This window comes from Singulisphaera acidiphila DSM 18658, assembly GCF_000242455.2.
GTDB lineage: Bacteria > Planctomycetota > Planctomycetia > Isosphaerales > Isosphaeraceae > Singulisphaera > Singulisphaera acidiphila.
Window position 1 is genome coordinate 5,992,833 of sequence record NC_019892.1, and the last position, 18,654, is coordinate 6,011,486.

19 protein-coding genes and 1 pseudogene are annotated in these 18,654 nt (G+C 63.5%); 8 read left to right on the plus strand and 12 right to left on the minus strand.

Annotated features, from left to right (window positions below):
- Positions 1–262 precede the first annotated feature (262 nt).
- Positions 263–1,543: an Ig-like domain-containing protein gene (locus SINAC_RS23590; RefSeq protein WP_237722731.1), complete on the plus strand. Its 1,281-nt coding sequence runs from the start codon at positions 263–265 to the stop codon at positions 1,541–1,543.
- A gap of 94 nt (positions 1,544–1,637) precedes the next feature.
- On the opposite strand, the gene holB is transcribed toward SINAC_RS23590, so the two are convergent.
- The 3 genes and pseudogenes from holB to SINAC_RS23605 form a co-directional block, all read right to left on the minus strand.
- Positions 1,638–2,666, minus strand: coding sequence for a DNA polymerase III subunit delta' (gene holB / locus SINAC_RS23595; protein ID WP_015248079.1), 1,029 nt, complete (start codon positions 2,664–2,666; stop codon positions 1,638–1,640).
- Complete coding sequence (gene tmk, locus SINAC_RS23600) at positions 2,638–3,276, minus strand: dTMP kinase (RefSeq protein ID WP_015248080.1); 639 nt, start codon at positions 3,274–3,276, stop codon at positions 2,638–2,640. Before tmk ends, holB begins: the two co-directional genes overlap by 29 nt.
- A gap of 340 nt (positions 3,277–3,616) precedes the next feature.
- A pseudogene (locus SINAC_RS23605) lies at positions 3,617–4,312 on the minus strand (transposase); the annotation flags it as partial.
- Positions 4,313–4,494: 182 nt separating this feature from the next.
- Between SINAC_RS23605 and SINAC_RS23610 the strand changes: the two are divergent.
- The 3 genes from SINAC_RS23610 to SINAC_RS23625 all read left to right on the plus strand — a co-directional run bounded on the left by SINAC_RS23610 (position 4,495) and on the right by SINAC_RS23625 (position 7,379).
- A complete protein-coding gene (locus SINAC_RS23610; RefSeq protein ID WP_015248081.1) occupies positions 4,495–4,980 on the plus strand; it encodes a hypothetical protein in 486 nt (161 codons plus the stop codon).
- Entirely contained in the window at positions 4,977–6,008 is a 1,032-nt protein-coding gene (locus SINAC_RS41345) for a hypothetical protein (RefSeq protein WP_015248082.1), read from the plus strand. The genes SINAC_RS23610 and SINAC_RS41345 overlap by 4 nt, the downstream gene beginning before the upstream one ends.
- 225 nt (positions 6,009–6,233) lie before the next feature.
- The gene (locus SINAC_RS23625) at positions 6,234–7,379 is read left to right on the plus strand and encodes an ISAs1 family transposase (protein ID WP_015243931.1); all 1,146 of its coding nucleotides are present in this window, start codon (positions 6,234–6,236) and stop codon (positions 7,377–7,379) included.
- An 83-nt stretch (positions 7,380–7,462) separates the two neighbouring features.
- On the opposite strand, the gene SINAC_RS23630 is transcribed toward SINAC_RS23625, so the two are convergent.
- From SINAC_RS23630 to SINAC_RS23665, 8 genes are all read right to left on the minus strand, one after another.
- A complete protein-coding gene (locus SINAC_RS23630) occupies positions 7,463–7,948 on the minus strand; it encodes a hypothetical protein (RefSeq protein WP_015248083.1) in 486 nt (161 codons plus the stop codon).
- 142 nt (positions 7,949–8,090) lie between these two features.
- Positions 8,091–8,423 (minus strand): hypothetical protein, encoded by a 333-nt coding sequence (locus SINAC_RS23635; protein WP_154673793.1) that lies wholly within the window; start codon positions 8,421–8,423, stop codon positions 8,091–8,093.
- 133 nt (positions 8,424–8,556) lie between these two features.
- On the minus strand, positions 8,557–8,793 hold the full coding sequence (locus tag SINAC_RS39120) for a hypothetical protein (protein WP_020466688.1): 237 nt from the start codon (positions 8,791–8,793) through the stop codon (positions 8,557–8,559).
- 599 nt (positions 8,794–9,392) lie between these two features.
- Entirely contained in the window at positions 9,393–10,172 is a 780-nt protein-coding gene (locus tag SINAC_RS23645) for a DUF899 domain-containing protein (protein WP_015248085.1), read from the minus strand.
- Between the two features lie 97 nt (positions 10,173–10,269).
- Complete coding sequence (locus SINAC_RS23650; protein WP_015248086.1) at positions 10,270–10,635, minus strand: ArsR/SmtB family transcription factor; 366 nt, start codon at positions 10,633–10,635, stop codon at positions 10,270–10,272.
- 57 nt (positions 10,636–10,692) lie between these two features.
- A complete protein-coding gene (locus SINAC_RS23655; RefSeq protein WP_015248087.1) occupies positions 10,693–11,124 on the minus strand; it encodes an SRPBCC family protein in 432 nt (143 codons plus the stop codon).
- 396 nt (positions 11,125–11,520) lie between these two features.
- Complete coding sequence (locus SINAC_RS23660) at positions 11,521–12,024, minus strand: NUDIX domain-containing protein (RefSeq protein ID WP_015248088.1); 504 nt, start codon at positions 12,022–12,024, stop codon at positions 11,521–11,523.
- Positions 12,021–12,335: a biotin/lipoyl-containing protein gene (locus tag SINAC_RS23665; RefSeq protein ID WP_015248089.1), complete on the minus strand. Its 315-nt coding sequence runs from the start codon at positions 12,333–12,335 to the stop codon at positions 12,021–12,023. Before SINAC_RS23665 ends, SINAC_RS23660 begins: the two co-directional genes overlap by 4 nt.
- A gap of 361 nt (positions 12,336–12,696) precedes the next feature.
- Here SINAC_RS23665 and SINAC_RS23670 point away from each other — a divergent pair, with 361 nt between their 5' ends.
- Positions 12,697–14,670, plus strand: coding sequence for a redoxin domain-containing protein (locus tag SINAC_RS23670; protein WP_015248090.1), 1,974 nt, complete (start codon positions 12,697–12,699; stop codon positions 14,668–14,670).
- Positions 14,671–14,819: 149 nt separating this feature from the next.
- Positions 14,820–15,926 (plus strand): YHS domain-containing protein, encoded by a 1,107-nt coding sequence (locus SINAC_RS23675; protein WP_015248091.1) that lies wholly within the window; start codon positions 14,820–14,822, stop codon positions 15,924–15,926.
- Positions 15,927–16,125: 199 nt separating this feature from the next.
- Here the strand turns inward: SINAC_RS23675 and SINAC_RS23680 are convergent, their stop codons facing one another.
- Positions 16,126–16,851: a hypothetical protein gene (locus SINAC_RS23680; protein ID WP_015248092.1), complete on the minus strand. Its 726-nt coding sequence runs from the start codon at positions 16,849–16,851 to the stop codon at positions 16,126–16,128.
- A gap of 250 nt (positions 16,852–17,101) precedes the next feature.
- Here SINAC_RS23680 and SINAC_RS23685 point away from each other — a divergent pair, with 250 nt between their 5' ends.
- Positions 17,102–17,959: a sugar phosphate isomerase/epimerase family protein gene (locus SINAC_RS23685; RefSeq protein ID WP_202802872.1), complete on the plus strand. Its 858-nt coding sequence runs from the start codon at positions 17,102–17,104 to the stop codon at positions 17,957–17,959.
- A gap of 121 nt (positions 17,960–18,080) precedes the next feature.
- Positions 18,081–18,560 (plus strand): BON domain-containing protein, encoded by a 480-nt coding sequence (locus SINAC_RS23690; protein WP_015248094.1) that lies wholly within the window; start codon positions 18,081–18,083, stop codon positions 18,558–18,560.
- Positions 18,561–18,654 lie beyond the last annotated feature (94 nt).

Consider the following 18,654-nt stretch of genomic DNA (forward strand, 5'->3'; position numbering starts at 1 on the left):
TCGCACGGCCTAAATAGGCTAAAGGCGAGGGCCAGCTCGATCCGAGGGATGATGTCGTCTGCAGAGATGCACCAAGGAGGGTCATTCGGTGCGGCGATCTCCCCCGTAAAGAGGGATTGGGCTTGACCATGGCGAGTTGCTTCGCCGATGGAGAGACGAACGACCGCGCCGCTTGACTGAGTCAGCAGAATGGAGTTCGCTGATGTTCAGCCTGTCGGTATCGAGAGTGTGGGCGACCCGGAAGAGTCAGGCAAGAACGGGGTTGAAGAGGCCGCACCGCCGGCGCTGCCGTCCCGCGCCTGAGATTTTGGAAGGTCGGCAACTGCTGACCACCGGGATCAACGCGGACCCGTCGATCGCGCGTGCGGCCTTTGAGGCGAGTGCGGCCCCTACCGGTACTCGGACTTGGACCCCGGTCAGCACCGCTCAGCGCGTGGTTCAAGGGGAGCTGACGCATTTCTGGGTGGGTTCGGCGACGACCAATCAATCGGTCGGTAAGGCCACGGCCACGATTGATTGGGGAGACGGCGTGACGACCCCTGGATCCGCGGCTGTCTACGCCATCGACTACGTCACAGGTGCGACGGGAGATCCTACGGGGGTCCGCGTCTCTGGTGAACACCTCTACTCGACGCCCGGGACCTTCGTCGTTCGGGCGACGATCGTGGCGGCCGACGGTGGGTCGACGACGATCACGAAGACGGTCGAGGCCACCCCCGCCCTCACGCTGAGCGGAGCACTGGACCCGGCCAGCGATACCGGGACCTCGAATCTCGACGGGATTACCTCGGCGACGCAGCCCCGTTTTCAAGGGAGCGCGACCCCCAACGCCACCGTGCAGCTTTTCGCCACTCGCCAGGACGTCGGGGGAGCGTTCCCGATCGGCCAAGGCGTGGCCGATGCGCAGGGGCGATGGTCGCTGACCTCGCTCCCCCTGGCCGAGGGAACGTATACGATCACGGCCAGCGTCAGCGCCTCTGACGGCCGCGTCCTCTCGGGGATCGGCATTGCCACAGGCAACGCTGGCGGACCCTTGGTCGTCGACACGACCGGTCCTCGCGTCGTCGGGCTGACCCTCAATCCGCTGAACGCGCAGATCGAGGTGAACTTCAGCGACAACCTGTCGGGCCTGGACTCACGCGGAGTTGCGACCTCGAACGGGGCGATCCTCCAGCGCCTTGTGCGCTCGCGAGCGAACACGATCCCGATCTGGCCGCTCTCGGTCTCTGACGGAGGCAGGTCGGTCCTCCTTGGCCTGAGCCGTCCACTTGGGAATGGTCGCTACACCTTCCGAATTCCCGCCGCAGGCGTGCGGGATGTGGCGGGCAACGCACTCGACGGTGAGTTCGGGGGCTCGTTCCCAACCGGCAACGGCCAGTCGAGCGGCGACTTTGCTGTGACCTTCCAGGTCGCCAGGAGGCAAGCCACCCTGCCTCGGTCGATCCAGGCCGCCACCCCTCATCCGGTCAACGGTCTGCGGCTCTCTCCCGGTTCGTCCGGGCTGGTCGCCGCGCGTCGTGCGCTCCCGCACGTGGCTCGATAAGAAGGTAACAACCGCCGTTGGCCAAGGGTTGCCCTTGGCCAACGGCGGTTTCGTTTGAAGGGACTTACCCGCGTGTTCCGTGGGGCTTGTCCCCTTACCCGCGCGGGTTGATCAAGGCGCCCAGATCGTGCATGAGGGAGTCAAAAATTAGGGTCAGGTTGACTTTGCGGCGGACGTGGTAGTCTGCCTCGACGCAGCGGTCGGCCAGGACGAGGACGGCTTCGGGATCGAGTCGGTTGGCCAGTGATTCCACTGCGCCTCGGTCGCTGGGATCGGGGCAGAGGGGAGCTAGTCCGGCGGTCTGCCAGAGGATGCCCCGGAAGAAGAGGGTGAGCTCGCCAACCAGCAAGCTGGCGCGGGCGCGCTGATCGACCGACTCCTTGGGCTCCTTGACGAAGGCCGCGAAGCGAGCCGCCGAGGCGGGGGGATCGAAGCCGCGAGAGGACGCCAGCTCGTCGATCATGCCGCGACGGAAGTGGTCGAGCTCGGGGTCGGCCAACCCTCGGGCTCGGGCGACGCTCCCTTCGCCGAGCTTGGCGAGTCGCCTGGCTTCGCCGGGGTCATTCGCGACGTTCTGTTCGAGCAGCAATGCGGTCAGCTCATCCTCGGGGAGCGGGTCGAAGCGAACGACCCGGCAGCGGGAGATGATCGTCTCGAGCTGAAGCTCGGCCGAGGTGCCGATCAGGATCAGGACCGACTTGTCCGGCGGCTCCTCCAGCGTCTTCAGGAAGGCGTTCGCCGCCTCCTCGTTCATGTCGTCGGCGTCGTCGACGATCGCGAGCTTTCGCCCTCCACGGGCTGGCTTGAGGCCGAGGTCGAGGCAGAGGCCGCGGATCACCTTGATCGGGAGCTCGTGCTTGTCCTCGGGGCGGGCCACCTGGAGAACGTCCGGGTGGTTGCCTGCTTTGACCTGGAGGCAGGACGGGCACTTCTGGCAGGGGGCCAATGCCGTTGGGTCGGCCTGCTCGCAGAGGAGTGCCTGGGCCAAGGTCAGCGCAAACGTGCGTTTGCCGATCCCGTCGGGGCCGACAAAGAGGAAGGCATGCGGGAACCGCCCTTGCGCCAGGCTGCGCCGCAAGTTCTCGACGACCCGGTCATGACCGCGGACCGAGTGCCAGGCCACGCTCCACCTCACTTTGAATTCGGGATGAGACGACTTCGGGCTCGGCCGAGGCATCGACCACAACGATGGGCGCGGGGTAGTACGAACAGGTGCCCTTGGCCGAATCCCGCGCGGCTTCCAGGAAACCGTCCCGAACCTTGGCATGGTAGGCCAAGGGCCGGTCTTCGATCCGATCCCGCGCCTCGCCGACCCGGCGACGCGCCAGGTCGGGTGGGACGTCGAGGACCACCGTCAAGTCGGGGAGCAACTGGCCGGTCGCCGCCAGGCCGACGCGGCCGATCTCCTCGATCGAGAGGCCGCCAGCGTATCCTTGGTAGACGAGGTTGGCCAGCAGATAGCGGTCGGAGACCACGACCTGGCCACGCGCCAGCGCTGGTCGGATAACCTCCTCGACGAGTTGGGCACGGCTCGCCATGTAGAGAAGCATCTCCGCCCGAAGCGAGAGATCCACCGTGTTGCGATCGAGGAGGATCTGACGCAGTCGGTCGCCGAGCGAGGTTCCCCCTGGGTCGCGGCAAGTCACGACCTCAAGCCCGCGCGTTCGGAGCCAGGTGGCCAGCGCAGCCGCCTGGGTCGACTTGCCCCCGCCGTCGGGGCCGTCCAAGGCCAAAAACAAACCCCTCGTCGAGACGGGCTTTGAAGGATCGTGCCAGGGCATCGTGGCATTTTAGCCGGGAACGACCCTCGACGAAAGCTCAGCCGGCGAGATCCGCAAAGGCGGGACCGGAAGATAGGGACCGGCTGCCTTTGCCGAGACCGGTGGTAGCGCAGGCCGTTAGCCCCTTCCTGTTCGCGGGCACGCTTGCCCGGGGTATAGCGGCCTTTGCCAGCCCCGTAGGGGCGACCGTTTCTAGTGGGTCATTTGGCTTGCTTGTGGCCATAAGTGGGTCTCCCGGCTCGGCGAAGGGGGACACGCGTGCATGCCCCCGAGCCGCCGACCCGGTGGTGACCTTGAAGACGTTCGTGCCGCTGGGTCCCCGCGGGTGGTCGGCCTTGCAGCCCCGGCCCACCACGGGCATCAGGAACGGCACCCGCGCCTGTTGGAGATAGCGAATCACCTCGACGCTGGAGAACTCGCGGTCCAGGGCCGTATACCGGACCTTGACCCCAGCGGCGCGGACTTGCGTCAGCAGCTCGCGGACGACGTCGGCCATCGTCATGTCCCGGGTCACGGCGGTCAGGGCGATGGTGTAGCGCCGCCCTTTGCGAATGACGTAGGCGGTGCTATAGCCGAAGAACGAGCAGGTGCCCTTCTTGGCCTTGCTCCGCACGACGTGGGGGTTGGTCCTGGCGTCGGCGCCGTAGTAGGGGAGCAAGGTGGTATCGTTGGCGATGACCTGGGCACGCCGCCGCAGGGCCTTGGGCAGGTGGCCCTGCAGCGCCGCCTGGACCCGGCGTCGGAGCCGGTCGTAGTCGGGGAGGGTGGCATAGAGGGCGGTGGCGAGGGCATGCTCGTCGGGGACGCCACGGAGAACGCGGCAGGTGTCGGAGAGGGAGCTGATCCGGGCGGCGGCGGCGAAGAGGACGGTGAGGATGGTCTCGGCAGCGACCCCCTTGGCGTTGGTAAGCTTCAAGTGGGGCTGGAAAGTCTAAACGGCGTAGCGATAGACTTGGGCGGGCGTCAGGGTGCTGGTGGACTTGCGCATCGTACCCTCCGTGAGTGACGGGTTGAGCACAAGTCATTTTCATGGAGGAGCTTGAGTCTGTCACGCCCTGGCGTTCCCTCGACTCTCGATTACCGAACCACTGAGTTTGAGTTGAAGGGGAGGCCGCCCCGTGGTGGACTGGGTCACGACCAAGATCGCCAGCCACACGGAGGACCTCCCCCATGAACACGCTATCGCTGCGCACCGTCGTTCGCAATGCCGCCGCCGTCTTCTCGGGATGTTACGGGGCGGTCACACGCCGCGCCGAGCAGGCCGGTTGCAGCCGACAGACCCTCTACCAGCACGCCCGCCTGCTCGAGCGGCGGTTGCAACCGCAAGACACCGCCCCGGCCGCGGTCGAAGTCCCGATCGCCGCCCCAGCCCAGGTCGCCCGCCTCGACCAACCCACCCGGCGACGACTGGCGGTGACCGCCTTCGCCATGGGGATCAGCACCCGCCAGATCGAGGACCTGCTCCGCGTCATCCTCGGCGAGGAGGGTCCCGATCACGCCACCATCGGCCGCTGGGTCGCCGACGCGGCCCACTCGGCCCGACCGGTCCTGAAGGCGATCGACGCGGCGTGCGTCCCCAAGGTTGGCACACTCGCCGTGGACGAAATCTTTTTTGGGGGCGGCCGACTTTGGTCGGGATCGAGCCGGCGAGTATGACGGCCGTCTTCTGTCAGAACGCGGCCGACCGCAAGGCCGAGACATGGGCGGACCAACTCGAGCCTTTTGAGAAGGTGGAATTCGTCATTTCCGACGCCGCCAAAGGGATCGCGGCGGCGGTGGTGGAAGTCACTCAGGCCCGTCACGACGCTCCCACGACCGCGGCATTGGAGCACGGGTTGGACGTCTTCCACACGACGAGGGAAGCCCAGCGGATCCTGGCCCAGCACTGGCGACGCGCCGAGGCGGCCTGGGAGAAGGCCGAGACCGCCGCCAGCAAAGTCGCGCAGGCGAAACGGCAAGGGATCGACGCGCGGGGCGCGGCCCAGACCGCCCGCGCCGCGTGGCGGCCGGCGCTGGCGTCGTTCGAGCCAGTTGAACGTCTCGAAGCGGCCTGGAATCGGGCGCACGCGGCGCTGGAGTTGTTCGGCCTCGACGGCCGGCTCAACGACCGCGGCCGCGCCCAGGCCGAGATCGTCGCGGCGCTCCGTGACCTGGGCGGTGACGACTGGTCGAAGGTGCGGAACTTCTTGAACGACCCACGGAGCCTGGCGTTCCTGGACCGGATGCACCGCCGGTTGGAGCGGGCCGAGCCGCGTCGCCAGTGGCGTGAGGCGATGGCCTGGCGGTGGTGGCTGCGTCACCGCCGGCCTCGACCGGCGGACCCGCGGACGGCTCTGGTGCAAGCCGTCGCCCGCGACGGCGAACTCGATGAGGAGGAACGAGCCTCGTACGCCCGCGTGGCGGCGGTGCTGAGTGACACGTTCCGAGCCAGCAGCGCGGTGGAGTGCATGAACAGCGTGTTGCGGATGCAACAGTCGCGACACCGCCGGATGACCCAGCCGATGCTCGACCTGAAGCGGCTCTACTGGAACAGCCGGCCGTTCCGCTCCGGCCCCCGGAAAGATGTCAGTCCCTACCAAGCCCTGGGCCTAAAACTGCCCACGTACGACTTCTGGGAGTTGCTCCATACCAACCCAACCCCCCAGTTGACGCAACAACTGTCAACTCAAGGAAATACCGAGTGAGACAATCCCGAAAAATCCGCGGTCGGAACTACGCAAGTCGGTGCCAATGAAAGACTTTTAGTCTAATTTCGTGGCATTCCCCAGGGCCAGCGCGTATAACTGTGCGGCCTGAGTAGTCTGGCGCGACAGACCGTGGCTCGTTATCTTTGAATCGGTCCTCGTGAATCGGCTTACTGCACTCCGGGTGTGCGGAGGCCGACACCGACCGATCCCAGGATGCCTCCCATGGCCAAGCCCGTCGATGTCGGCTCCATCGGCTCTTATTTCGAATCGCTCTCCGATCCCCGCCACGCACGCAATCGTCGGCACTTGATGGTCGATATCGCTGTCATCGCGGTCTGCGCCGTCATCTGCGGATGCGATGGCCCTACCGCCATTCATCGCTGGGCCAAGAATCGTGAGTCCTGGCTGGCCCTGCATCTGGCCCTGCCCAACGGCATCCCCTCACGGGATTGCATCCGACGCTTGCTCATGGCGCTGAAACCCGAAGCCTTTCAACGCTGCTTCCAGGACTGGATCTGCGACGCGATCCCCGCCGACACTGAGAACTCCCGCCGACACGTCGCTATCGACGGCAAAGCCTGTCGCGGATCGCACGATGCGGCCAAAGGTCTTGGCAATCTGCACATTGTCAGCGCCTGGGCCAGCGAGCAGGGCATTGCGCTGGGTCAGGTGGCCACCGACGCCAAGTCCAACGAGATCACAGCCATCCCAAAACTTCTCGAGCAGATTGACCTCACGGATACGCTCATCACGATCGACGCGATGGGCTGCCAGAAAGCGATTGTCGAGCAGATCGTTGACGGTGGCGGCGACTGCGTGATCGCCGTCAAAGACAATCAGCCGAAGCTCGCAACCGCGATCCAAGCGTTCTTCCTCGACCACCTGGAACGCGATCTCGAGGACCTCCACTATCGATACGACGAGACCCGTGATGCCGGGCACGGCCGCATCGACGAGCGTTCCTATTATCTGGTCAAGGTGCCGACTGATTTCGCGCCGCTGAAGGATTGGCCCTGGATCAAGGCAATTGGCTATGCGGTGCGAATCACGCAGCATGCCGATGGGACGGAGTCGGACGAGGTGCGTTACTATCTCAGCAGCCACTATCTGAGCGGCAAGCGTTTCGGCGAAGCGGTCCGCGGTCACTGGAGTATCGAGTCGATGCACTGGGTACTCGATGTGAACTTTCGCGAAGATGAGCACCGCACTCGCGAGCGGACTTTGGGGAACAACTTGAGCTGGCTTCGGCGGTTCGCCGTGACGCTGCTGAAGCGTCATCCCGACAAGGATAGCCTACGTGGAAAGATGATGTCCTGTATGATTAATACGGACTACCTCACGCAAGTCCTTTCACTACAGCGTGTTTGATATGCGCTGGCCCTGTGGCATTCCCCTCCGTCCCCTTTTTCTCTCCCCTGGGAGCCTTGCACAATGACCATGCCCACCTTCGCTCAGGTTCCCTGTCCGGTGCATTCAATGGTGGCAATGAGCTTTTCGATCCTTTCGATATACAGCATCCATGAAGATTTGCCCGATGGCGCAATTTGGAGCATCTTATTGAAAAACGCCTTACCGCCGTTGGCAATCGCGGCAATGAAGCACGTTTTGTCGACGCGATGAACACATGAACCAACGCAAACTTCAAGCTGGCTTTTGGACAAAGACTTAAGCGACAGTCGCAAGGGTTGATCTGGGAAACAACATTCCATGTTCCGGTCGTCGAACAAAATGCCTGACACTCCATCAATAAGATACGACCAAAGTTGGTCGACCAGATCCCACTGCTTCTCCGACAATATCTTCGAATCCTCAACCTCCAACTCAATCTTTCCCTCGATGTAGAACTCGTCCGACAGCTTGCGATCGCACTGCGACAAAGGTACGAACTTGTTCTTTATGCGAACGAAGCTCTCGACAGAGAATTCACCAATACTCATAGAATACATCCTAGTGGCCAAGGGGGTAAAACTGACCTATCACTCGCTCGGCGCCGGCGTAACGGCCTTCCACCAGGGCAGCCATCTCGGTCGCCCAGTCGACCTTGGTCTTGGTCTTGGTCTCGCGCACGGCTACCTCGCGTCAGCCCGTCAACGGCTTGGCGAACATTGAAGATATTCGCCGTTCCGGCCCGCTCGTACTCATAATCGACGCAATTGCCACATGCCGGCGGGTGGCTGGGATCGGCACGCGGGTCTCCTTCAACAACTGCACCGGCTGTTCGTCCATGCACAGGACCGGACGGGCAGGATCATATGGTTTCGCGTAGGTCTCCAGTATTTCTTCCATGTGGGCCACGAACTCACCGTCGGCCTCGGGCGGAATGACCCAGTACTCGATCTTGCGATTTGTCATCCCGTTTTTTTCAGTGTCCGCCGCATCGTCTCGTAAACTGACGGACTCGACGATCCCCAACTCCACCACCTTCCGAGCCAGGAGCCGCAACGTCCAGTTGGCATACCCCGGGGGCGGCGACCCAGCCGCGCGGCGATGATCCGGGCCTCTTGCTCACCGCTGGGCAACTTCTCCACCGGGGGCAACTCCCGCTTCACACCGTGCGGAAACCGCACTCTACGAGGCGCTGGCGAAGCTTCTCGATGGTCCTCGTCCGGTCCCCGAATGCCTCGGCGATCCGCTGGTCTGTCCAGTTCGGGCCGTCCGCATCGGCCTTGGAGAGGGTCTGAGCACGTCGCACCTTCTGGTTCGTCCCCTTGAATTTCTTGATCACGGCCGCCAACTCATCCCGTTCCTGGTCCGTTAACCGAACGATATACTTCTTGTTCATGCGGGATCTCCTTGTTGCCCGCATGATCTCCGATTCGGGGAAAGTGACCAACCTGAATTCTTAGCTGTGACAGAGCACTAGCCCGGGGGCGCAAGCCCCGGGAGTTCCTCGAAGCCATACGCTACTCTCCCCGTCGCGGCGGGGAGAGTAGAGGTGTTATTAGGATATTCTGGTTTGAATCGCATCCAGAGACTTGCGCCCCTGGCTATTGACGGCCGCCCCTTCGGGGCTCCCAGAAATCGACCGGATGCCCGCGTCCCAAGCCCAAGTGCCATCCGACGGTAAACTGTTGTAAGTCGTTGGCCTCGATTGAAGAGTGGTCGATGCCCCGACAATGTAGCGTCGCAAGCGGCTGGCTACAGAGTATGACAACGACGTCACACAGAGGACCAGAAGCACCATCCGCAGCGAGGTCGCGGTTGATACCGAAAGCCCGACTCCGGTTCCAATCGCCACATAGGCCGCTAGACATGCCGGGCATTTCGGCAGGAACGCCAGGATCGCGCCTGGAATGATCCAGCCGGCACTGCTCCGACAACGATGCGCGAGCGACCTGCGTTCGGGGCCGCTCGGCCCCGTTTCGCAGCAACGATGGGTGCTCACGCGGGATCCTCCACTGAGCCGCAACAGGAGTCTGAGCTCTTCGGAGCGACGGAATTTGCGGTCAAGGTGACCAAGGGGCCGTTGTCATACCGGTCGTGGTGCCGGACCCAGTTCATGGTGCTGGTTTCGTTGCGGCCCTTTGGCGTGAGGTCGAGATAGTTGTGCGCACCGAGCAGGATGTCTCCCCCGCGAGCATAGGACGAATAGGTGTGAAAGACGTTGCCTGCCGCGTCCTTGGCGAACACGCTGATGCCGTGCAGGTCTTCGGCCGCGTGCTCGCTCATTTCGTAATTGTAATGGACCTTGCCCTGCGCCACTTCTTCCTTGGTGAACGACACGTGATAGTCGTAGTTGAAGTCGCTGCCAGAGGACGATACCCACTTGAACCGCCAGCCCATACGCTTCTTGAACGCTTCGAACTCGGCCAAGGGGGCTCGCGAGACCGCGATCAAGGTCACGTCGTTGTGCGCGAGATGCAAGTTGGCGCCGTCGATATGGTCGGAGATGAACGAGCAACCAGGACAGCCTTCGGTCCAACCCGGAGCGAACATGAAGTGATAAACGATCAGTTGGCTGCGTCCTTCGAAGAGGTCGGCGATCGTCTCCGTGCCGGCCGGCCCTTCGAACCGATAAGGCTTCTCGACCTTGACCCAGGGGAGTTGGCGGCGTTGCCGGCTCACCTCATCGCTCAGCCGGGTCAACTCTTTCTCCTTCTCGAGCAGTTCCTTGCGAGCGATGATCCATGCTTCGGGCGAAACGATTGCGTGGTCCGTCATCTTTGAGTTCTCCAATGCCGAACGGGATGGCTTGGCTGTCGCCGCCGTAAGGTTGAGGGACGTGCAATGAAATCATCTTGCTTCGATCCGCGCCCGCCTACCGTTCCTCGGGATCGGTGGGGCGGGGTGGGTCTTGAGGAGCATTGGCCTGTTCTGCGTCGTCCCTGATCCGCAGGAGCGTGCTCGCCCAGAAACCCTCGTATCGACTAACCCAACGCTCATAGATCTGCTGAATGGGAACTGCGTTCAAGGTGTTGATGCGTTGTCGGCCTTGTTCCCGCGTGACGATCAACGACGCCTCACGGAGTACGTCGATGTGTTTCATCACTCCGAACCGCGAGAGCTTTGGAAACTGCGCCACGATTTCCGTGGTGGTTCGCGGACCGTCGCGCAAGAGGTCGAGGATCGAGCGCCGCGTCTCGTCGCCGAGGGCTTTCCAGACGCGGTCCAACTCCTCAGGCATGCTCGACCTCTGGCAGTTGCGGCAGACTCTGGATGTGTGTCGTGGCGGTGCTAAGGATCAGGCTTCGGCGCGTTCTTTCACCTTTTGGAGCAAATAGCCCCAGCCGGCATTGACCCCCTTGCGATGCTCGGGGTCGATGAACCCGAGGACGCGATGCCGCATGGTTAGAGTGGTTCCTCCGCTGACCTGAGTGACCCGGAATTGCAGGTGACCGGTGGCCGGATACGACATGAACATCGGGCCGCTGATCTCCAGCAACGTGGGGGGCTTGATGACCTGCACGAACCCCCACAAGTGCCCTTGCTGGTCACCGAGGTCGCGGAACCAACGCCCGCCGGGCCAGGCCTCGAGCACCATCGCCATCGACTTGTCATCGGGCGTGGCGTTTTCCTCGGCGAGCCGCTTCAGCAGGCTCCGAAAGACATCTCCCGTGGCGGCCTTGATTTGAACTTCCTGCAAAATATCCAGCGTCAGGTCGTCCAGATTCATCGCAACGCTCCCGTCCAGGAATCCGTTCGGATCGTGGAACCCTACCCGTGATCCCACGACTTCTGTTGTGTGACTAAATAGTAACGTGACTTTTTGGTCACGTCAAGTCGGCCGACGAAAACGAGAGTTCTGTCCCAGAATGGGGGCCGCCCGCGCGTTTTCGAATTGGGGGGAAGGCGGCCTGTGCCCTTCCTGTAAGAATGTTCATGTTGTGGGGTGGGCACGGCCCGCCCTGTCTTTTCTTGGAGGGCAGGCAGAAGCCTACCCCGCAAGATTGAAAGAACCCTTGGGCGGTGTCGTTCGGCATGAAAGCGTCAACCTATTCGTGAGATTGAATAGGTATTCTTGTTCGGCGTTTCAGAGATGATGATGAGGGGGATGGAGGGGAGGGGGACGTCAGGGTTGGTCCCGGGGCGGGGCTTCGGATGGGATGGCCTTGGCCCCGTTTTCGAGCCATGCGTTGGCTTCGGCGAAGACCTGGCGGATCTTGGCGTGGTAGAGCAGGCGGGTGATCTGGTCGAACGAACCCCAGTGGTGCCAGTGGCCGCTCGGATCTTCGACGTGTTCCGCCGACGGGGCCAGGGAGGCGACGCCGTGGACTTCAACGACGAAGTAGGTGACCGTCTTGATGACCTTGCGGCCGCGACGGATGTAGGTGTACGAAAGGCTCTTCTCGAACCCCTCGCGGAACGACCATTCGACCAGCCCGGTCTCCTCGTGAAACTCACGAGCGGCGGTCTCTCGGCTTGTCTCCCCGGCTTCCATCCCCCCTTTGGGGAACTCCCACTTGGCGCGCGGGTTGCGCACCGTGGCCGAGTGGAGGACCAGGAACACGAGACCGTGTTCCCCATCCACCTGATACGGAATCACGCCAGCGGAGCGCTCGTGGATCGTGGTCATGACGGCGGTCGCTCCGACGGCCGGTCATCGCCGTCGCCGTCCTCGAGGGCCGCCACCAGGCCCAGCACGGCCCCCGGCGTTACCTGATCGTCTTCCCACCCGCGGATTTCCGCCAGCCGGCCGGTCGTGGGCGCAGGGACATCGAACGTGGCGGGGCCGACCAGCACCTCGACGAGCCGATCCCCCTCCCAGACTTCGTCACCCCGCGCAGCGAACCAGTGGCTCACGACAATCGGCACGTCCGGACCGGTCCCCAGGTCGGGCAGGATCACTGCCTCCAAGCGCATGGCGAACCCCGTCTCGTCGTTCACGCATCAATCTCGATTCGGTGAAACGTCCACTGACGGTCCCCGATCGTATACCATCTCAGCTTATCCCCGGAGCCTCTCCTTGGCCAGAGCGATTGGTCTGCGATCCTGGCTTCGCAGGGTCGGCGCATCCAAGGCTTTCGTCCCGGAACTTGCGTCCGGTCGTCATTCGACGTTGGAAAACGACGTGTCTTAACGTAACTTTTCCGAAACGTTTGACGGGCACGCGTGGTAACTAGCGTGAGGCGGGATTCAAGGACGTATGGAGCGTCGTGTGTTCGCGCCTCCAACCCGCTCCGGCGCTTGGCTCGCTGGGGAATGAGCCGGTGGGCATCGGGCTAACGAACCCAAGAGGAAACTGGGCATGGCGAGTTGTAACCTGCGCCGAAGACTGGGGCTAGTGGGGCTCTTGTTGGTTTTGGCGGTCGAGCTGAGGGGGGCCGAACTCCCCATCGATCGGGGAATCGGCCAGCGTGTGGCCAACTTCACGCTCAAAGACGTCTCGGGGCAGCCGGTCTCGTTGTACGGCTTCGCCGGCAAGAAGGCCGTCGTCCTGGCCTTTCTGGGAACGGATTGCCCGGTCGGCAACCTCTACGCGCCGCGCCTGGCCGAGCTTAGCAAAGCCTACCAAGACAAGGGCGTCGTTTTTCTCGGGATCAACTCCAACGCCCAGGAGACGGTCGAGCAAGTGGCTGCGCATGCCAAGACCTATGGCCTCGACTTCCCGGTCCTGAAAGACACGGTCAACCTGGTGGCCGACCTGACGCTGGCCGAGCGGACCTGCGAGGTGCTCGTGCTCGACGGCCGCGCGGTGCTCCGCTATCGCGGGGCGATCGACGACCAGTATGCGATCGGCAAACGGAAGCCCGCAGCGGCAAACCAGTACCTGAGTGATGCGCTCGATCAGCTCCTGGCGGGGAAGCCGGTCGCAACTCCCGCAACGGAGGTGGTCGGTTGCTTGCTCGACCGTCTCGAGGCGAAGCCGGCGGCGACGACAACGACAAGCTCGCGTCCTCGGATCCGCCCGGCCTCCCCAGAGATCGTGGCCGCTCTCAAGGAAAAGGAGAAGGAAACGGCGGCGACTCCCGTGGACGTGGGGCAGGTCACCTATGCGGGCCATGTCGCCGTCGTCCTTCGGGATCGTTGCCAGTCGTGTCATCGCCCTGGCCAGGTTGGGCCCTTTTCGCTGTTGACCTACGACGATGCCAGGCGTCGCGCCGCGATGATCCGTGAGGTGGTCGACGACCGCAGGATGCCCCCCTGGCACGCCGATCCTCGCTACGGCCATTTCCGCAACGACCGCACGCTGTCGGACCGCGAGCGAGCGACGCTCTTGGCCTGGGTCGACCAGGGGGCCCCGCTGGGAGATCCGGCCGAGATCCCCGCCGCCCGATCGTTCCCGGAAGAATGGACGGTCGGTACGCCCGACGTCGTTTTCGAGATCCCGGCCCCCTACGTCGTGGCCGCCCAAGGGGTGCTCGACTACGTCAAGGTGCGGGTTCCCACTCACTTCACCGAAGACAAGTGGGTCCAGGTCGCCGAGGCGATGCCGGGTGACCGCTCGGTGGTCCACCACATTATCGTCTACGTCGACGACCACACCAAGACGGGCCGAGAGCGCGATGCGCACCTCTGCGGGTTCGCTCCGGGCGACATGCCTTCGGTCTTTCCTCCCGGCACCGCCAAGAAAATCCCGGCCGGTTCCGACCTCGTGTTCCAGCTACACTACACGCCGAACGGCAAGATTCGAACCGATCGATCCAAGGTGGGCCTGACGTTCGCCAAGACACCGGTGGAACATCAGGCACGCACCGTGGGGGTCATCCAGACCCGGTTCATCATTCCGGCCGAGGCGGACAATCACCCGGTGCGGTCTTCCTACAAATTTCCGAGGGATGCCCACCTGCTCAGCTTCATGCCGCACATGCACTTGCGAGGCAAGAGCTTCCAGTACGAGGCGACCTTCCCCGACGGTCGCAAGCAGATGCTGCTCTCCGTCCCTGCCTATGATTTTGGCTGGCAGACGTCCTACAACCTGGCGGAACCCCTGGCCATGCCCAAGGGGACCCGGATCGATTGCCTGGCCCACTATGACAATTCCAAGGGCAATCCAGCCAATCCCGACTCCACCAAGGCGGTGACCTGGGGCGACCAGACGTTCGAGGAAATGATGATCGGCTATCTCGATTGCGTCGATGACGGGCCGATCACCGAGACGCCGCCGGCCGAGAAGCCAGCCAACCCCGAAAAGGCCGCCGCAGCCACCCAGCCTTCTCCCGCGTCGCGACTCGTCCGCGTCCTCCGTGCCTTGAATTCTGCCCAAGCCGGGGCAAACTAAAAGGTGATCTTTTCGAGCGCCCGAGGCGAGCAGGGAGCGTGAGCTCCCTGACTCTCGTTCTTTCCCACGCCCCCCTTTGATGCACGAATGCTGTCATTCGTCCGACTTGCGACTATAGTGAAAGTCAACAGGGGGGATTGCGGACCCGCATGCGAACGGTGGCGGCCTGGGGGCGAACCATGATGAAGCGGCTATCATTTCTGATCGGTGCCGTGGGACTCGTGATCAGTGGGGCGTGGTCGTTGACGTGGGCGGCGGACTCGGCGGCACGCGAGATCCCCGCGCCTTTTGTGCCGTTCGAGCATATGATTGGGAGCTGGAAAGGGACGGCTGTTCCGGCCGTGAATCGGCTGAAGGGATGGTCGGAAACCCACATGTGGGCCTGGAAGTTCGCCAAGGGGCAGCCGGTCGGGATGACCTTGGAATTGGCCGGCGACAAGTCGCTGGCCAAGGCCCAACTCAGCTATGTTCCCGACACCAAGCAATACCGGCTCGAAGGGACCGATCCTGGCGGCAAGGCGATCGCGTTCGTCGGGGTCATGGACAAGGCGGGGCGTGCCTTGGTGCTCGACCGGGTCGGGTCGGCCGGCCAAGGGAAGGATCGCATCACAATTCGCCCCAACTCCAACCTGATCCGCTACACGATGGCCTTCGACCATCAAGAGTCGGGCGCTCCGCAATACGCGAAGGTGGTCGAGGTGGGGCTGACCAAGGCCGGGGTTTCGTTTGCCGCCGGGGGCGACTCCGCCGACCTGCCCAAGTGCATCCTCACCGGCGGATCCGCCACCATGTCGGTGACCTATCAAGGCAAGTCTTACCCGATCTGCTGCTCCGGTTGCCGCGACGAGTTCAACGAGGACCCGGAGAAGTACGTCAAAAAGGCCGCGCTCATGACCCAGCCGGGGGAGGGCAAGCCCTCCGCCAAGCCCGCGTCCAAGGTCGGCCGGGACGACGGCTCCTTCGATGGCCTGGATGATGAGGTTCAACCTAAATCCAATGGGAAGAGCAAGGCGTCGGAGAAGCCCGCTTCCTCCTCGGCCAAGGACCAATCCGCCGACGATGATCCGGCTGCCTCGTCGAAACCCGCCGCGAAGGCCTCGAAGGCTGCTTCGCAGCTTCGCCTGGCTCAGAACCTCGAAAAGTCGGGGAAGACGGCCGCGGCGCTGCAATATTATCGCGCTGTTGCGAAGGACTACGCCGGGACTCCCGAGGCCAAGACCGCTGCGGAGCGGATCAAGGCGTTGGCGGGTGACTGAGAGTCTGTCCCAGAAGGCGAATCCTATCGGTAGTTTTCGATAATCTTTCGGGTGCCACGGGTTCCGTACTCGGACCCCGTGCGGGAATTCCTTGGCCGGGGCGCACGGAGTCCGAGTACGGAACCCGTGGCACCCCAGTGTCCTTCCTTTCCCGGTGAAGCCCGACCTTCCGAGACAGACACTGAGCCGAGTGAGGACGTCAGGCTTTGCCGGTTCGCGGGGAGATTCGGATGTCGAGTCCGACGCGGGTGGTTCGGATCTCCCAGTCGTCGCGGTCCCACCCCTCAATGATCGCCGAGGCTTCGAGGCGGTCGAACATCTGCTCGACGTAAGCGGGGACGCGATCCTCATACTCGGCCACGAGGTCGAGCTTCCGTCCGATCAGGTTGAGGATGCCTCGAATAGTCGCCGGGCCTTTCTCCGCGATCCGCAACTGTCCCTCGGGGGAGGCGGGGTCGGGACCATCCAAGGTCAACTGCAACGAGCGAATCAGTCTGCCGAACTGGCCGAACCAGTTGTCGCGGAATCCGAAGTATTCCTTGTGAATAATGTGGATCTCACCGCTGCGGACGACGGCGGCCTGGTAGACCGACTCGAGGTAGTTTTCGCCGTAGTCGGTCTGAAAGGCGATGTTGACCGCCTTGGCCAGGTGCTGCAAGGCGCCTTTGATCCCGATGACGTCGGGGTCAACCTGAAGCGAGAGGTCGCGGAGTCCCCCCGCGCGGCGCGCGGTGACGGTCCCGCCGCTTCCCCCGTCGACCGCCACGCCCAGCCCCAACTCCCCCGAGGGCGACGCGACCGGAGTGATCGGCGGGATCGAGGGGAGCGGCACAGCGGCGGTGGCGCGACGTTGGGTCGGCGGAGTCGAAACCGACGCGGGGGGAGAAGGTCGTTTCGGTCCCTTGGGTGGAGGCTGCGAGGGCATTGGCGACGACTCCGAAGGCGGGCACGTTCATGGAGAGGACGTTCGCCGACATCATAGCGTGACAGGGGCGGCGAGACGACCACCTTGGCTGATTGGCCTGGCTCGTATCAGGGGCTTGAGAGTCGATCGCGGCCTCCAAAATTTGAGTCGCCAGGGGGGGGAGCTTCGGGCTACTATGATCGGGCCTGCCTCGCCGAGACCGTCGAGGATGAGGCCCCGATCGATCGTACCAGAGCCTGAAGGTGCCGCCGTGTCGCCATCGTCTCAACCCGCCTTTTCTCCCCTGGCGCTTGGGGTTTGCAGTTGGAGCTTGCAGGTTCAGAGTATCGCCGAGCTGAAAAAACTACTCGGTGACCTGGGGGTCAACCTGGCCCAGGTGGCCTGCGGCGACCCGCACCACGCCAACTGGGATGAGGGGGATGCCATGCCTGAGGCGGCGAAAGCCTCGGGGATCGTCATGACCGGCGCGATGCTCGGATTCCCGGGCGAAGACTACACCACTCCCCAGACCATCAAGGAGACCGGTGGTTTCGGCAATCCGAGCGATCGCCAGGCGCGGTTGGAACGGCTTCGCTGGGCCCTCGACCGGACGCGGGAGCTGGGGCTGACCGACCTGATGCTCCACGCCGGCTTTTTGCCCGAGGTCGATGATCCGGGCCGCTCGGCGATGCTCGACACCCTGAGCCAGGCCGGCCAGCTCGCGGCCGAGAAGGGGGTCACGCTGGCGTTCGAGACCGGGCAGGAAACGGCCTTGCTCCTGCGCCGGACGCTGGACGACCTGAAGGCGCCCAACATCAAGGTCAACTTCGACCCCGCCAACATGCTCCTCTATGACATGGGGGATCCGATCCAGGCCGTCGAAATCCTCGGTCCGGACATCCGGAGCGTCCACGTCAAAGATGCCAGACGACCCAAGGTGCACGGTCAATGGGGCGAGGAAGTCCCGTTGGGCCAGGGCGAGGTCGATATCCGCCGCTTCGTCAAAACGCTGAAGGCGGTTGGCTATACCGGCCCTCTCGTCGTCGAGCGCGAGGTGGGCGACCAGAGTGGGCGGATTCGCGACGTCGCTCAGGGCCTGGCCTTGCTCCGTGAGTGCCTGGCCGACTGATCGAGGACGTTGCGGTTCGGGACGGTCGCTCCATGGCCCATGATTTGCAGGATTCGTCTCGTCGCGGGCAAGAAGAGGTCTTCGACGCCTTGAGTCTGCAATCCCCAAAAGGAGAGAAGTCATGTCGCTCAAGCTTTGGAGTTTGGCCGTCCCCTTCGTAAGCTTTGCGCTGGTCGCCTCGACGTGTGCTGCGCAAGAGCCGGCGACAGGGGAAAAGCCGGCTCCGCCGGTGGGTGAGAGAGTGGGCGAGAAGGTGGATAGCGCAGTGCAGAGTCTTAAGAAGGGGGTGAGCAACGCGGGCGAGGCGATCCGCGACCAGTATGAGAAGGCCCGTGCCGGCGTCCACAACATGAGTGTGGCGGCGCGCGTTTATGGCCGCCTGCACTGGGACAAGGCGCTCACAAATTCCAAGGTTGAGATCGAAGTCCATAAGGATGGCGTGGCGGTCTTGACCGGATCGGTGGGGGATGCCATGGCCCGTGCCAAGGCGGTCCAACTCGCCCAGGACACGGTCGGAGTGACGAAAGTCATCGACCAACTTGTGGTGCTGACCACCTCGACGGGGGCCATTCCGGCCCGTGAGACTTCCGTCAAACCTTGATCCTCTCGCAGAATCTCCTGCCCGTGGCAGGGAACCGGTGGGACTGGGGGAAAAAAAGGCGGGCCGCCAATCCGTCGGTGGAGGGCGGCCCGTT

Coding starts and splice junctions, on each gene's coding strand:
- SINAC_RS23610 (WP_015248081.1), top strand. CDS start 4,495: ATGAACACGCTATCGCTGCGCACCGTCGTTCGCAATGCCGCCGCCGTC.
- SINAC_RS41345 (WP_015248082.1), top strand. CDS start 4,977: ATGACGGCCGTCTTCTGTCAGAACGCGGCCGACCGCAAGGCCGAGACA.
- SINAC_RS23625 (WP_015243931.1), top strand. CDS start 6,234: ATGGCCAAGCCCGTCGATGTCGGCTCCATCGGCTCTTATTTCGAATCG.
- SINAC_RS23630 (WP_015248083.1), bottom strand. CDS start 7,948: ATGAGTATTGGTGAATTCTCTGTCGAGAGCTTCGTTCGCATAAAGAAC.
- SINAC_RS39120 (WP_020466688.1), bottom strand. CDS start 8,793: ATGAACAAGAAGTATATCGTTCGGTTAACGGACCAGGAACGGGATGAG.
- SINAC_RS23645 (WP_015248085.1), bottom strand. CDS start 10,172: ATGACGGACCACGCAATCGTTTCGCCCGAAGCATGGATCATCGCTCGC.
- SINAC_RS23650 (WP_015248086.1), bottom strand. CDS start 10,635: ATGCCTGAGGAGTTGGACCGCGTCTGGAAAGCCCTCGGCGACGAGACG.
- SINAC_RS23655 (WP_015248087.1), bottom strand. CDS start 11,124: ATGAATCTGGACGACCTGACGCTGGATATTTTGCAGGAAGTTCAAATC.
- SINAC_RS23660 (WP_015248088.1), bottom strand. CDS start 12,024: ATGACCACGATCCACGAGCGCTCCGCTGGCGTGATTCCGTATCAGGTG.
- SINAC_RS23670 (WP_015248090.1), top strand. CDS start 12,697: ATGGCGAGTTGTAACCTGCGCCGAAGACTGGGGCTAGTGGGGCTCTTG.
- SINAC_RS23675 (WP_015248091.1), top strand. CDS start 14,820: ATGCGAACGGTGGCGGCCTGGGGGCGAACCATGATGAAGCGGCTATCA.
- SINAC_RS23680 (WP_015248092.1), bottom strand. CDS start 16,851: ATGCCCTCGCAGCCTCCACCCAAGGGACCGAAACGACCTTCTCCCCCC.
- SINAC_RS23690 (WP_015248094.1), top strand. CDS start 18,081: ATGTCGCTCAAGCTTTGGAGTTTGGCCGTCCCCTTCGTAAGCTTTGCG.